This window comes from Globicatella sanguinis, from assembly GCF_002847845.2.
GTDB lineage: Bacteria > Bacillota > Bacilli > Lactobacillales > Aerococcaceae > Globicatella > Globicatella sanguinis.
This window is the reverse complement of the sequence record NZ_CP126962.1, coordinates 1,533,012-1,545,939: the sequence shown is the minus strand read 5'-3', so window position 1 is coordinate 1,545,939 and position 12,928 is coordinate 1,533,012. Positions and strand designations below refer to the sequence as shown.

At 36.9% G+C, this 12,928-nt stretch carries 10 protein-coding genes, 12 tRNA genes and 1 rRNA gene; all 23 read right to left on the bottom strand.

The window, feature by feature from the left end:
* Positions 1–219 precede the first annotated feature (219 nt).
* Positions 220–1,095, bottom strand: coding sequence for a DegV family protein (locus CYJ72_RS06780; RefSeq protein WP_101812891.1), 876 nt, complete (start codon positions 1,093–1,095; stop codon positions 220–222).
* Between the two features lie 14 nt (positions 1,096–1,109).
* Complete coding sequence (locus tag CYJ72_RS06775; protein WP_066126327.1) at positions 1,110–1,760, bottom strand: YigZ family protein; 651 nt, start codon at positions 1,758–1,760, stop codon at positions 1,110–1,112.
* Positions 1,761–1,770: 10 nt separating this feature from the next.
* Positions 1,771–2,643, bottom strand: a complete 873-nt coding sequence (locus CYJ72_RS06770; RefSeq protein ID WP_066126329.1) for a DegV family protein — start codon at positions 2,641–2,643, stop codon at positions 1,771–1,773.
* A gap of 14 nt (positions 2,644–2,657) precedes the next feature.
* The gene (locus CYJ72_RS06765; protein ID WP_066126331.1) at positions 2,658–3,695 is read right to left on the bottom strand and encodes an MraY family glycosyltransferase; all 1,038 of its coding nucleotides are present in this window, start codon (positions 3,693–3,695) and stop codon (positions 2,658–2,660) included.
* Positions 3,696–3,721: 26 nt separating this feature from the next.
* Positions 3,722–4,552, bottom strand: coding sequence for an NAD(+) synthase (gene nadE, locus CYJ72_RS06760; protein WP_066126333.1), 831 nt, complete (start codon positions 4,550–4,552; stop codon positions 3,722–3,724).
* Positions 4,552–6,039 (bottom strand): nicotinate phosphoribosyltransferase, encoded by a 1,488-nt coding sequence (locus tag CYJ72_RS06755; protein ID WP_174519406.1) that lies wholly within the window; start codon positions 6,037–6,039, stop codon positions 4,552–4,554. The genes nadE and CYJ72_RS06755 overlap by 1 nt, the downstream gene beginning before the upstream one ends.
* A gap of 372 nt (positions 6,040–6,411) precedes the next feature.
* Positions 6,412–7,803 (bottom strand): ISLre2 family transposase, encoded by a 1,392-nt coding sequence (locus CYJ72_RS06750; protein WP_284628800.1) that lies wholly within the window; start codon positions 7,801–7,803, stop codon positions 6,412–6,414.
* Between the two features lie 204 nt (positions 7,804–8,007).
* Entirely contained in the window at positions 8,008–9,006 is a 999-nt protein-coding gene (locus CYJ72_RS06745; protein WP_066126334.1) for a ribose-phosphate diphosphokinase, read from the bottom strand.
* Between the two features lie 11 nt (positions 9,007–9,017).
* Positions 9,018–10,400 carry a bifunctional UDP-N-acetylglucosamine diphosphorylase/glucosamine-1-phosphate N-acetyltransferase GlmU gene (gene glmU, locus CYJ72_RS06740; RefSeq protein ID WP_284628796.1) on the bottom strand — a complete coding sequence of 461 codons (1,383 nt, stop codon included), beginning with the start codon at positions 10,398–10,400 and terminating at the stop codon, positions 9,018–9,020.
* 76 nt (positions 10,401–10,476) lie between these two features.
* The gene (gene purR, locus CYJ72_RS06735) at positions 10,477–11,316 is read right to left on the bottom strand and encodes a pur operon repressor (protein ID WP_245631301.1); all 840 of its coding nucleotides are present in this window, start codon (positions 11,314–11,316) and stop codon (positions 10,477–10,479) included.
* 326 nt (positions 11,317–11,642) lie between these two features.
* Positions 11,643–11,726: transfer RNA gene (locus CYJ72_RS06730), tRNA-Leu, on the bottom strand.
* Between the two features lie 9 nt (positions 11,727–11,735).
* Positions 11,736–11,806: transfer RNA gene (locus tag CYJ72_RS06725), tRNA-Cys, on the bottom strand.
* Positions 11,807–11,844: 38 nt separating this feature from the next.
* A tRNA-Gln gene (locus CYJ72_RS06720) sits at positions 11,845–11,916 on the bottom strand.
* Positions 11,917–11,928: 12 nt separating this feature from the next.
* Positions 11,929–12,001 (bottom strand) — tRNA-His (locus CYJ72_RS06715).
* A gap of 14 nt (positions 12,002–12,015) precedes the next feature.
* Positions 12,016–12,086: transfer RNA gene (locus CYJ72_RS06710), tRNA-Trp, on the bottom strand.
* Between the two features lie 23 nt (positions 12,087–12,109).
* Positions 12,110–12,190: transfer RNA gene (locus tag CYJ72_RS06705), tRNA-Tyr, on the bottom strand.
* Between the two features lie 12 nt (positions 12,191–12,202).
* Positions 12,203–12,275, bottom strand: a tRNA-Phe gene (locus CYJ72_RS06700).
* 3 nt (positions 12,276–12,278) lie between these two features.
* A tRNA-Asp gene (locus CYJ72_RS06695) sits at positions 12,279–12,351 on the bottom strand.
* 4 nt (positions 12,352–12,355) lie between these two features.
* A tRNA-Val gene (locus CYJ72_RS06690) sits at positions 12,356–12,428 on the bottom strand.
* A 15-nt stretch (positions 12,429–12,443) separates the two neighbouring features.
* Positions 12,444–12,515: transfer RNA gene (locus CYJ72_RS06685), tRNA-Glu, on the bottom strand.
* Between the two features lie 26 nt (positions 12,516–12,541).
* Positions 12,542–12,628, bottom strand: a tRNA-Ser gene (locus CYJ72_RS06680).
* A gap of 33 nt (positions 12,629–12,661) precedes the next feature.
* Positions 12,662–12,734 (bottom strand) — tRNA-Asn (locus CYJ72_RS06675).
* Between the two features lie 18 nt (positions 12,735–12,752).
* Positions 12,753–12,868: ribosomal RNA gene (rrf, locus tag CYJ72_RS06670) — 5S ribosomal RNA — on the bottom strand.
* Positions 12,869–12,928: the final 60 nt, after the last annotated feature.

The following is a 12,928-nucleotide window of genomic DNA, read 5'->3' as shown; positions in this document are numbered from 1 at the left end:
TTCCTCTTAAATACATTATACCATCTATTTAGTGAAAACATTAACGATAACCTAGTAAAATCAACAAAAAGAGCTGTCTATTTCGCTAATTCCTCCTAGGTATTAATACCGAGGTTTCCTTAGCTGACAGCTTGTATATGAAAATCATGAGTCGTTTACTATGACGAGGATAGAAAGAGCACTAGAAATTATGATGTTAATTCAGCGCTATAATATATATTATAAATAATTTTCAATATTTGGAATAATGGCAATACCTTTTGTTCCTCGTCCTGTATGAGTTCCCACTACAGGTCCCAAAGCTGAAACCGAAGAGGTGATTCCTGGATGCTCAGCAACAATTTGCATTTCAACCTTTTTAATTTCGTCATACGCGTCTCCATGCGCAAAAGCAATACTAATCCCTTTCGGATATTTGTCGATTGCTTCTTGAACTAATTCAGACCACCGCTTAAACACTCGTTTATTGGTTCTAATTTTTTCAAACAAAACAATTTTACCCTCTTGATCAAAATAGAGTAATGGTCGTATTTGTAATACACCACCTAAGAGGGCACTTGTGGCAGTTAATCGGCCACCTTTTACTAAGTTGGTTAAATCTTCAACCATTAAATAAATACGACTTTCATTAGCCAACCAATTTAATTTATTCGCAATAAGTGAAGAGTCTTCTCCTTGATCAATCATTTTTAAAGCCGCTCTTACTAGACCTTCCATCGTCACAGAAGCTCCCTTGGAATCAATACAATAGGCTTGTATTTTATCTTGATACTCACTGGTAACCATTACCGCGGTTTGATAAGTACCACTAATCCCTGCTGATAAATGAATACAAAAAACGGTTTGATATCCCTCAGCTACTAAGTGATCAAGCAACTCATAATATTTACCTACTTGTGGTTGAGAGGTGGTAGGTAGTTGAGTTTCTTTACTTAAACGATCATAGAATGATTTTAATTGTGCTGGTTCACAGGTATCACTGATGACAGTGCCATCACTAAAATTAACTGTTAAATCAATTGTATAAACATTTGATAGTGAATTTAATTCTTCAGACAGATAGCCTACACTATCGACAATTAATGCAGTTTTCATTGATTACCTCCTCTTTATGATTTATTTTTTATTGGAATATAGACCGTGTCTTCACCAATTTTTTCCCAAGTCAGTTGTCCATTAAATAATGAAATTAACTCTTCTTCTACTGTTTTTGCACTTTCGATATTAACAGCTAATTGATAATTGACTTGGTCGGTATATATTGTATCAAGGATAGTGATAGGATGCTCGGTTTTATTGAGAAAATAATTAAAAGTATCTACTGAAGGATAACCAATAATTAAAGAAATCCGCATCTGACTAATATTAGCGACGATTTCTGCCTCTTTTAAAGCTTCACTCACTGAATTACCATAAGCTCGAATTAATCCGCCAGTCCCTAATTTGATACCTCCAAAATAGCGAACTACCACAGCCAATATATTGGTTAATTGATGATGCTTTAGCACCTCTAACATTGGTACGCCCGCTGTGCCACTAGGTTCGCCATCATCACTCATTCTTTGAATGGAAAAATCTTCCCCTATTACAAAGGCTGAACAGTGATGATTCGCTTTATGATGTTCTTTACGAATAGTTTTCAATTTTTCTTCAACTTCGGCCTCAGTCTTAACAGGGACCAAATAAGTTATAAAGCGTGATTTTTTTATTTCCATTTCAGAAACAAATTCTTTTAAAATAGTACGAAAATTCTCGGACAATTGATCCCTCCTAATGAGTTGCAACAGGAATTATTGCCATTCCTTTGACACCATTTCCACCGTGTACGCCTACTACTGGTGTCAAATAACCTATGCCAAAGGATTTTATTTGAGGAAATTTCTTTTTCATTGTTTCTTGAACAGCTGCGACCGCTTCATAAGCGTCTCCATGAGCAAATCTTAAATGAATGCCATTAGGAAACTTTTGCAATGCATTTTCAACAATTTCTTCCCAACGCTTATAAACTTTCTTCTCTGTTCTAATTTTTTCGATTACTTGAACTGCTCCCGTATCAGTAAATTCTAATAATGGTTTTATTTGCAGTAAGGACCCTAAAAAAGCATTGGCAGATGATAAGCGTCCTGATTTTACTAGGTTATTCAAATCTTCAATGACCATATAAATATGAGATTCTTCAGCTAGCCAATTTAATTTTTCATTAATCTCTTCAAAAGTAAGCCCCATATTTTGCATCTCTAACGCCTGTTCTAACATATTCTCAATTACAACAGAAGTGCCTTTTGAATCAATCGCTGTGACCATTAAACGATCTGAATATTCATTTAAAACCATTTGCGATGTTTGAAAAGTGCCGCTTAACTGACTAGACAAATTAATCACAATGACTGCTTGGTAATTATTTGCTATTAATTGATCCATTAATTGGTAGTATTCACCAGGTGACGGTTGCGCAGTAGTGGGTAATTGAGTTTCTTCTTTTAAACGTTGATAAAAAGCTTTTACTTTTGAATTTTCTGTTGAATCCTCATACACATCGCCATTGGCAAAATTAATCGTTAAATTTAAAACATAAACATCTGGATGTTGTTTTAATTCGTCTTTTAATCCAGCCGTACTGTCTACAATATAAGCTATTTTCATTCTATCATCCTTTCCTATTTATTTTGTTTAGATAATTTATTCATTGTTACCATTAAAATGATTAAAATGATTCCGGTTACGATTAACCAAATTACACGATAATTAGGCCAGATATGTGAAAAGATTGCAATTAAAGAAAAGATAATCGTGATACAAATCATTGATAAAACCACTTGTCTCTTTGAAAAACCGAATCTTAACAATCGATGATGTAAATGCTCGCGATCGGCTTGACCAATCGGTTTATTCGTTAAGAATCGTCTCATCATCGCATAACTTGCATCAAACAATGGAACCATATAGATTAAAACAGGTACTATTAATGAAAATAAACTAGCATTTTTCAAATTTGAAACCGATAAAGCAGCATACATGAAGCCAATAAATAAAGCCCCAGTATCCCCTAAATAGATTCTTGCCGGTACCCAATTAAAAGGTAAAAAACCTAAAATAGCACCTGTTAATAAGATTAACATTGTCAGAAATGCCATTCTAATGGACAAACTAAAAAAGTAAGTCGTAATAATTAAGGTAATTAAACTGACAATGGATACTGAGCAAGCTAAACCATCAACGCCATCAATCAGATTTACCGCATTGGTCACCGCATAAATCCACATAATAGTAGCAGAATAGGATAATATTTCAAAAAATAAAGGACTCGCTTCAGGTAATAATGCAGAAGAAAATTCAATGCCTGCTTTAAAATACAATAGATTCGCAGCTAATAGAATCCCGATAGTTTTTTGTATCGGATTTAATTCAATCGTATCATCAATAATCCCCACGATTAGGATGACAATCGAGGCAATGAACAACCAAAATTGATTACTTGACGATAATAATTGAGGTATTGTGAAAATAGACCCGATCCAAAAACTTAAAAATATGGCAATCCCACCATAACTGGCAACTTTTTTTTGACTCTCTTGAATTTGATGTGGATCCTTATCGAGCCACTTTTTTCTTTTAGCAATATGTAATAGTACAGCTGTTAGTACAAAAGATAAAAGAGTTACTTGTAAGAAGGCCGTTCCTATTTGGCTTAGCATCTCACTGTCTCCTTTCTACCAACTTATTAATTTTTCCAAAAATCATCGAAAATGGTAATAGGTAAATGACGTTTATGTTGCGATTTAAGGTACCATTTTTCGATTGTTTCTGCGTCTTGTTCTGATACTTCTTTACCCGTTAAATAATCATCAATGGCTTGATACGTTACTCCTAAAGCCACTTCATCAGCAATCATCGGTTTATTTTCTTCTAAATCCGCTGTAGGAACTTTTAAATATAATCGTTCTGGTGACTGAAGTTCTTTCATTAATTCTCGTCCTTGGCCTTTAGTTAAGCGCCATAATGGTGTGATATCAGCGGCACCATCGCCAAATTTGGTATAAAAACCGGTTACAGCCTCCGCGGCATGATCGGTACCAATCACAGCCCCAGCCATTTGTCCGGCAATCGCATACTGGACAATCATTCTTTGACGAGCTTTAATATTTCCTTTATTGTAATCACTAATCTCTAATGGATTCATTTCCAATGCTTTAACCATCGCATCAGTGCTCTCTTTAATATTAATAGTCATTATTTGATCAGGTTGAATGAATTCAAGCGCCGCTATAGCATCCGCTTCATCATTTTGAACTCCATAAGGTAGACGAACTGCTATAAATTGATAACTTTGATCACCGGTTTCTGCTCTGATTTCTTCTATCGCTAATTGAGCTAAACGACCGGCTAGACTTGAATCTTGTCCACCACTAATTCCTAAAACATAAGTTTTTAAAAATGGATGTGCCATTAAATATTCTTTTAAGAAATCAATGGTACGTCTTACTTCTTGCTTTGGATCGATCGTAGGAGCAACATGCAAAGCGCTAATAATTTCCTGTTGTAAAGGACGCATTATTGATCACCTTTTTCCATTTTTTTAACTTGACTGTCGATTTTTGAACGAATGTCTTTAATACTTGCCATTTTTTCATCATATAATTTTTGAGATAAGTCTACCGGATATTGTTCAGGGTTTAAAATCCGTTTGTATTCATCCCATAATGCATTAATCGATTTATTAGCGTAGTCTTTCACTTCAGATAATGAAGGAACTTCATATACTAACTCACCCTTTTTAAAGACCTCAACTAATAATGGCTTAGCAGTAAAGTCTTTAACTGTCTTATTGATATATGTATGTACCGGATGGAACATAAAAAGTTCATCTAATAAATCGGGACGTTCATCAATTAAAGCAACATAATCACCTTCGGATTTGCCATCACGATTACGTGTAATACGCCAAACTTGTTTCACACCTGGAGTCGACATTTTTTCAGCATTACTTGAAATTTTCATTGTTGGTACCATTTCACCATTTTCATCCTCAATGCTGACTAATTTATATACCGCTCCTAGTGAAGGTTGATCGAAAGCAGTAATAATTTTAGTCCCAACACCCCAATCATCAATTTTTGCCCCTTGCATTCTTAAGTTAAGAATCGTTTTTTCATCTAAATCATTAGAAGCAATAATGTGAGCATCTGGGAAACCTGCCTCATCTAATTGTTCACGAATTTTTTTTGATTGATAAGCCATGTCACCAGAGTCAATTCGAACTCCTAAGAAATTAATTTTATCACCCATTTCACGTGCTACACGGATAGCAGTGGGTACACCTGAACGTAATGTATCATAAGTATCCACTAAAAATACAACATTTTTATGTGATTCAGCATATTTTTTAAATGCAGTATATTCATCACGATAGGCTTGTACTAAAGAATGAGCGTGAGTACCGGAAACAGGAATACCGAATAATTTTCCAGCACGAACATTACTAGTAGAATCAAACCCTCCAATATAAGCAGCGCGCGTGCCCCAAATAGCTGCTTCCATTTCTTGAGCACGACGGGTTCCAAATTCTGATAACTTATCATTCTCACCAATCACACTACGCATACGAGAGGCTTTAGTGGCAATCAATGTTTGGAAATTTAAAATATTGAGTATCGCAGTTTCAACGATTTGACATTGACCTAAAGGCCCTTCAATTTGAATTAAAGGTTCGTTTGCAAAACATAGTTCTCCTTCAACCAAACTTCTCACGGTACAAGTAAATTTGAAATCACGTAAATAGTCTAAAAATTCCTGTGGATATAAGTCTAAGCTTTCTAAATATTCAATATCAGTTTTTGAAAAACGCAAATTACTTAAATATTGAACGATTCGTTCTAATCCTGCAAAAACAGCATATCCATTTTCAAAAGGATTTTTTCTAAAATAGGCTTCAAATACCGCTTGTCGATCAGCTGTATTGTCATCCCAATACGTTTTTAACATATTTATTTGATATAGGTCAGTATGTAATGATAAACTATCATCCGTATAATTAAACATAATATACTCCTTCATTATTAACGTCAATTTAATCTTTATTTTGACTTTTACTTTTGTTCATTATACCACATCTAATTAGTCAAGTTCCATGAAGAGCCTTAGTTTGATAGTGTCAAATTATTGTTGGTTTTCCTCTACCATACTTTTTACTAATTCTCTGAACCCAGTTTCATGGATTCCATATTTTAATCGATATCCTTGATAGCCAGCCTCTAGCGGCATGGGAGGTTCTGGAAGTCTTTAGGGAGGCATTTCCACCCGATAGCCAATCCAGTCTCGCTAGACGCCAGTACCATGCCGTTGCTCGCTATCAAGCATTCACTTCATCGCCTTTAGCTATCATTATGAAGACTGGCTTCAATCTACTATATTTCAATAACCAGCGATTGTCCCAAAAGCCTGGCGACTGCGTGTGTTATTGGAATAGTGTAAGATGGCTACTTTACCACTCCAATCATACTGACGGGCGTATTTCCGCCCCACACGGCCATCTAATTTCTCTACTCTTCTTTTTCTTTCTTTTGTTTTAATTTGATTTGTTACCCAAGTTTTTAAATCGCCACCATTTAAGTCATAAGCACGGGCTTTAGCGATGTTTTCTGCTCCTGTTGTACTCCATCCTAGCGGTCGCGAACTTAAACGAGCACTTAACCAATGGCTGACGTGACCTTCGGCACTACAACCGATATATTGAGGGTCCCTTTGTCTTTGAATAGAATCCCAATTTCCTATCAGATAGCGACGGACCTTTTGAAGCGTTTGTTTCGAAGAGTCGGGTAGCGACGGATCGCTGAGTCGCACTTCGAAGTAGTCCTGTAAATAGCCTTTTTCACCTGTATAAAGCCAACGATGTAAAGTGGCGTATAAATGATCATTACTGATACCAACACATGCCTGACGAAGGTATTTAACCGTATGATAAGGGTCAAGAACAAAGCGTGTTTGAGTCGGTAGATAGTCCAACCCTTTCTTAATCCAGTGAGCCCCGTCTCCACTTAAATAGAGGGTCGGACAGGCTGCTAAATCGTATTGTTGGTCGAGGTAGTAATAAACATCTTCCCACAATTCCTCGCTATCTTCGTATAATCCTGTGAAGATGCGACTAATATTTAATTCTTTTCGGTCACTTGATTCTAAATTTTCTTTGTATCCTTCGTGAACATACGCCAAGCGCATTTCCCGATTCTTCCCATCTTGATAAGCTACATGGTCTTCATCGGCTTCAATATATAAGCAGTCTACCTGACGCTTTGCTTCCACTGGCAACGCAACAGAATCCGGGCGATACTTATGCACAATATTCTTGACTGTCTGGCGACTATAAATCCCGATATGTTCGAAGCTATCAATGGTCTCTTGATAAGAATGCTTACTAGCCTTCTCGTAAATGGCTGCTTCTAGCTCGAGATCCACGCGCTGGTGAGGCGTGAGCGATAAGAAGTCATCCAATAAATAGCAGAACTCACCCGTTTGTTTATCTTTGTAATAACGCCTTGAGAGTTTAATGTCACCAATCAGTGTGGAGATTGTTTTTTCATCATCGCAACGATGAACGCTATATCTTGCTTTTCTTGCAGGACTTTCAAAGAGTGATTCCTCAATTGTTGTACAGAGATCTTCTCCTAAATCGACTGAGAGTTGACGCATCGTATTGCTAATGGTTTTGATGCATGTTGAAAAGTCTACTTCACCTTGAATCGCATTATTATATAAATCTGCCATCATTTCATTAATTTCTTGCATAATTTGTGTTATAATACTCATGGATAATCCTCTACCTTTCTGTGTGTTTAGACTACTTACAGTATAGCAGAGGATTATCTTTTTTGCTTTTAGCTGACCAACAGTTATTTTACACTAAGCCTTAGTTTCTATAGAGAAAGCCTTGCTGGGCGCACCGAAAAAACCTTTCAAACTTCCTAAATTGGTTTAAAAGGTTTTATTAATGGATTAACTATTTAACTCAAATTAATCCAAAATATTGAATTTTTCGCTAAATAATGGACTGACAGAACGATTTTCATGGATTCGACGAATGGCTTCTCCCACTAACTGACTAACGGAAATAATTTCAATTTTATCAATTTTCTTTTCTTCCGGTAAGACAATTGAATCGGTAATAATCACTTTTTCAACTGGCGCTGCTTCTAATTTTTCTTTTGCATTGCCTGATAAAATAGCGTGAGTACAACAAATATAAACTTCTTTAGCACCTTTTTCTTTTAAGGCATTAGCGGCTAAAGTAATCGTTCCAGCTGTATCAATCATATCATCAATAATAATACATTTTTTTCCTTCAACATCCCCAACGATATTCATGATTTCCGCAACATTTGGACGTGGACGGCGTTTATCAATAATCGCAATCGGAGATTTTAAAAATTCTGCTAATTTTCTAGCGCGAGTAACACCACCATGGTCAGGGGAAACGACTACGCAATCATCCCCATGTAAATTATTTTCTAAGAAATAATTCGCTAATAAAGGTGCTCCCATTAAATGGTCTACTGGAATATCAAAGAACCCTTGAATTTGAGCTGCATGCAAGTCTAATGCTAAAATACGAGAAGCTCCGGCCATCGTCAACATATTCGCTACTAACTTAGCTGTAATCGGCTCTCTTGATTGGGCTTTGCGGTCTTGTCTCGCATATCCATAATAAGGAATCACAATATTAATTGTTTTTGCACTTGCACGACGTAAAGCATCAATCATAATCATTAATTCCATTAAATGATCACTTACAGGGAATGAAGTCGATTGGACGATATAAACATGATCCCCACGAACACTTTCTTCAATATTTACTTTAATTTCACCGTCAGAAAAATGAGAAATTGTTAATTGTCCTAATTCAATTCCTACTTCTTCTGCAATTTTTTCTGCTAAGGGTCTATTTGAACTTAATGAAAAAATCTTCAACTTTGGATCTTTATAATGTACTTTTGTCACGAAATGAACCTCCATTTAATTTTGATCTATTTTCTGACGCTTTTTTTTTGTAATTTTTCCCAATAGCCTGGAATATTTTTTTGTTCAGATCTTGAAATGACTAATGATTCTGATTCAACATCTTTGATTACCGTTGTGCCGGCCGCAACAAATACTTTTTCGCCAATATTAACAGGTGAAACAATATTCGCATTGCATCCAATAAAGGCATCTTTTCCAACATGCGAACGATGTTTATGTTTACCATCATAATTCACAAAAATGGTACCGCATCCCACATTAATATTTTCTTCTAAATCAGCATCCCCAATATAAGTTAAATGGCCTGCTTTGGTTCCTTCACCAATCGTACTATTTTTTACTTCTACAAAGTTTCCAATATGTACATTTTTATCCAACTTACTGTTTGGACGAAGATGAGCAAACGGTCCAATCGTCACGCCTTCTGAAACGACTGATTTTTCAATAACTGATTGAGTAATTTCGACATTATCTGCAATTTCACTATCTACGATTTCACTATTAGCACCTATCAAACAATCAGAACCGATAATGGTATTGCCTTTTAACATTACACCTGGTTCAATAATGGTATCGTTGCCGATTTTAACACTTGCTTCAATAAAGGTAGTTGCTGGGTTCACGATGGTGACACCATTGCGCATATGCTCTAAATTAATACGTTTTGTCATTAATTTATTCGCTTGAGATAGAGCAACACGATCATTGACCCCTAATGCTTCTGACATATCATCCATAATATAAGCGGAAATTTTACCGCCTTCAGCCTTAATCAATTCAATCACATCTGGTAAATAATATTCACCTTGGGCATTATCATTTTTGACATTTGATAGAGCTTTAAATAAGGCTTTATTATCAAAAACGTAAGTACCTGTATTGATTTCTGTAATTTTTAATTCTGATTCTGAAGCGTCTTTTTGTTCGACAATTTTTTCAACATCTACATTCGTAGAACGTACGACACGCCCATAACCCGTTGGATCTTCAGCAATAGCTGTTAAAATAGTTGCACTTGCTTGGTTTTCCGAATGATATTTAAATAGATAATTTAAAGTGTCACTTGAAAGTAACGGCGTATCGCCACAAATAACCAATGTTTGTCCGTCTAAATCACCAATTAAATCTTTAGCTTGTAGGACCGCGTGACCCGTTCCTAATTGTTCCTCTTGCAATGCGTACTTAGATTGTTCACCTAAAACTTCTTTAACTGTTTCAGCACCATGGCCAACAATTGTAACAATTTCATCTACACCCGATGATTTTACTGAATTTACCACATGTTCCACCATCGATAAGCCACATACTGGATGCAATACTTTGTATAATTTTGACTTCATCCTGGTTCCTTTTCCGGCTGCTAGAATAACAGCTAAACGTTTTTCCATCAAAACACTCCTCTGTGTATTTCTTACCACCTAATTATAGCACAACGAGAACAGAATATTGATAAAAAAACTGCATTTACTCAAAAAAAGTTCCTAGTTCTGATTGAAGTTCAAAACGTGATTCTTCTTTATTATAAACGATCTCGACCTTTAATAAAGAGTCATAATCCGGAATGGGTTCATGGTCTCGATACGTACTCTCAACAAACACGCAAATACCAACAGTTTTACAATCAAATTCTTCAATTAAGTTCATTAATCCAATCATTGTTCCACCATTTCGTAGAAAGTCATCAATGATTAACACTTTACTTCCTGCTTTTAAACTAACTTTTGAAAGTTCCATTTTAGAAACTCTTTGATGAGACCCTGACACATAGTTAACAGAAATAGTAGAACCGTCCATCTCAGAAGAACTTCTACGAACAACTACATGTGGAACATTTAAATATTTAGCAACTGCTACACAAAGCCCAATTCCTTTAGTTTCAATCGTTACAACAGCATCAATCTCTTCCTTTTGATATTTAACAGCAATTAGTTTCGCAATATTATCTAATAACCTCGGATCTTGTAATAAATCGGCCAAATATACATAATTTCCGGGTAAAATTCTTTTTCCTTCGGTTAATCTTTGACGAATTTCATCCATTAATTCATTTGTCTTAACGTCTGAATAAGCTGGTCTAAAAATCATGCCGCCTTGCACACCCGCTATTGTTTCAATGACACCAATCTCTGTTTCTTCAAAAATCCCTCTAACAAAATCAATGTCTTCACTGATGGAAGATTTAGCAGAGTTAAAATAATCAGAAAAATAGGATAACCCAATTAATTCATTTGGATGAGTCACAAAAAATTGACTAATGTATACAATCCTCTGATTGCGTTTCATTTTATTCGACATTGTAGCCATAAAAAAACCTCCAGTCTCTTAATAAATCTATTATAGCAAAAAAACAAATGATAGCTAGCAAATAATTGTTAATGTTCGTGAAAAACAACAAAATTAAGGAAGTTTTAATAAGTAAAAAACACTTGAACAATCGTCAAGTGCGTCATTATTATTACAATAAGACTCATTCGTCAAAGAATCCAAAGTTTAAAGACCACACCATTTGACAAAGAGGCGTAAAAATAGCGGTAATGGTTCCTGCACCAACACTAAAAATTATAGAACCACAAAAAACCTTAGCACCATAAGGCAACTAAGGTCTTCAAACTGATGTATTTATAAAAATATGCCGGTGGCCGGGGTCGAACCGACACGCCCGTGAAGGCACAGGATTTTGAGTCCAGCGCGTCTGCCAATTCCGCCACACCGGCCTAATTGTAAGGCGGTAACCGGATTTGAACCGGTGATCGAGGTTTTGCAGACCCATGCCTTACCACTTGGCTATACCGCCATATCTTGTATAGCTATTCTTCTATATAAAATAAAAAACTGGGGTAGCTGGATTCGAACCAACGAATGACGGAGTCAAAGTCCGTTGCCTTACCGCTTGGCTATACCCCAATAATATAAAGAGGCGACTGAAGGGAATCGAACCCTCGAATGTCGGTGCCACAAACCGATGCGTTAACCACTTCGCCACAATCGCCATTATCCACCTAACAGGGACTGTAGGAATCGAACCCACACTAACGGTTTTGGAGACCGTTGTTCTACCGTTAAACTAAGTCCCTATCGTCCTCTAGGTCTTATCCTATGGAGGGAGGCAGATTCGAACTGCCGAACCCGAAGGAGCGGATTTACAGTCCGCCGCGTTTAGCCACTTCGCTATCCCTCCGCTTTATGTTAATGGCTTGGGACGGAATCGAACCGCCGACACTTTGAGCTTCAATCAAATGCTCTACCAACTGAGCTACCAAGCCATACGGTCCCGACGGGATTTGAACCCGCGATCTCCTGCGTGACAGGCAGGCATGTTAACCCCTACACCACGGAACCGGAATGGAGGTTAACGGGATCGAACCGCTGACCCTCTGCTTGTAAGGCAGATGCTCTCCCAGCTGAGCTAAACCTCCATGTCTATTCTCTTATGATCCGTACGGGATTCGAACCCGTGTTACCGCCGTGAAAGGGCGGTGTCTTAACCACTTGACCAACGGACCTTCTTGATATAATCGTCTATTCTGTACGGAGAGTAAGGGATTCGAACCCTTGAGACGGTTTCCCGCCTACACGATTTCCAATCGTGCTCCTTCAGCCTCTCGGACAACTCTCCATCTTAGAAGCTGTCTCCACTCTATACAAAATACTCCGCAAGTAGGGCTCGAACCTACGACATCATGATTAACAGTCATGCGCTCTGCCAGCTGAGCTATTGCGGAATGAAAAAAATATACCCTGCGCGGCAACGTCCTACTCTCACAGGACCAAAGGTCCAACTACCATCGGCGCTAAGAAGCTTAACTGCTGTGTTCGGCATGGGAACAGGTGTATCCTTCTTGCCATCATCACCACACAGGTACATTATTTTCTTTAAGTAAACTTATATTAGTTCACTCAAAACTGAATAACTCAC

Bases quoted from the DNA above. Each gene is read 5' to 3' on its own strand.
- CYJ72_RS06745 (WP_066126334.1), bottom strand. From the start codon at position 9,006: ATGGAGGTTCATTTCGTGACAAAAGTACATTATAAAGATCCAAAGTTG.
- CYJ72_RS06770 (WP_066126329.1), bottom strand. From the start codon at position 2,643: ATGAAAATAGCTTATATTGTAGACAGTACGGCTGGATTAAAAGACGAA.
- purR (WP_245631301.1), bottom strand. From the start codon at position 11,316: ATGGCTACAATGTCGAATAAAATGAAACGCAATCAGAGGATTGTATAC.
- CYJ72_RS06780 (WP_101812891.1), bottom strand. From the start codon at position 1,095: ATGAAAACTGCATTAATTGTCGATAGTGTAGGCTATCTGTCTGAAGAA.
- CYJ72_RS06755 (WP_174519406.1), bottom strand. From the start codon at position 6,039: ATGTTTAATTATACGGATGATAGTTTATCATTACATACTGACCTATAT.
- nadE (WP_066126333.1), bottom strand. From the start codon at position 4,552: ATGCGTCCTTTACAACAGGAAATTATTAGCGCTTTGCATGTTGCTCCT.
- CYJ72_RS06765 (WP_066126331.1), bottom strand. From the start codon at position 3,695: ATGCTAAGCCAAATAGGAACGGCCTTCTTACAAGTAACTCTTTTATCT.
- CYJ72_RS06750 (WP_284628800.1), bottom strand. From the start codon at position 7,803: ATGAGTATTATAACACAAATTATGCAAGAAATTAATGAAATGATGGCA.
- glmU (WP_284628796.1), bottom strand. From the start codon at position 10,400: ATGGAAAAACGTTTAGCTGTTATTCTAGCAGCCGGAAAAGGAACCAGG.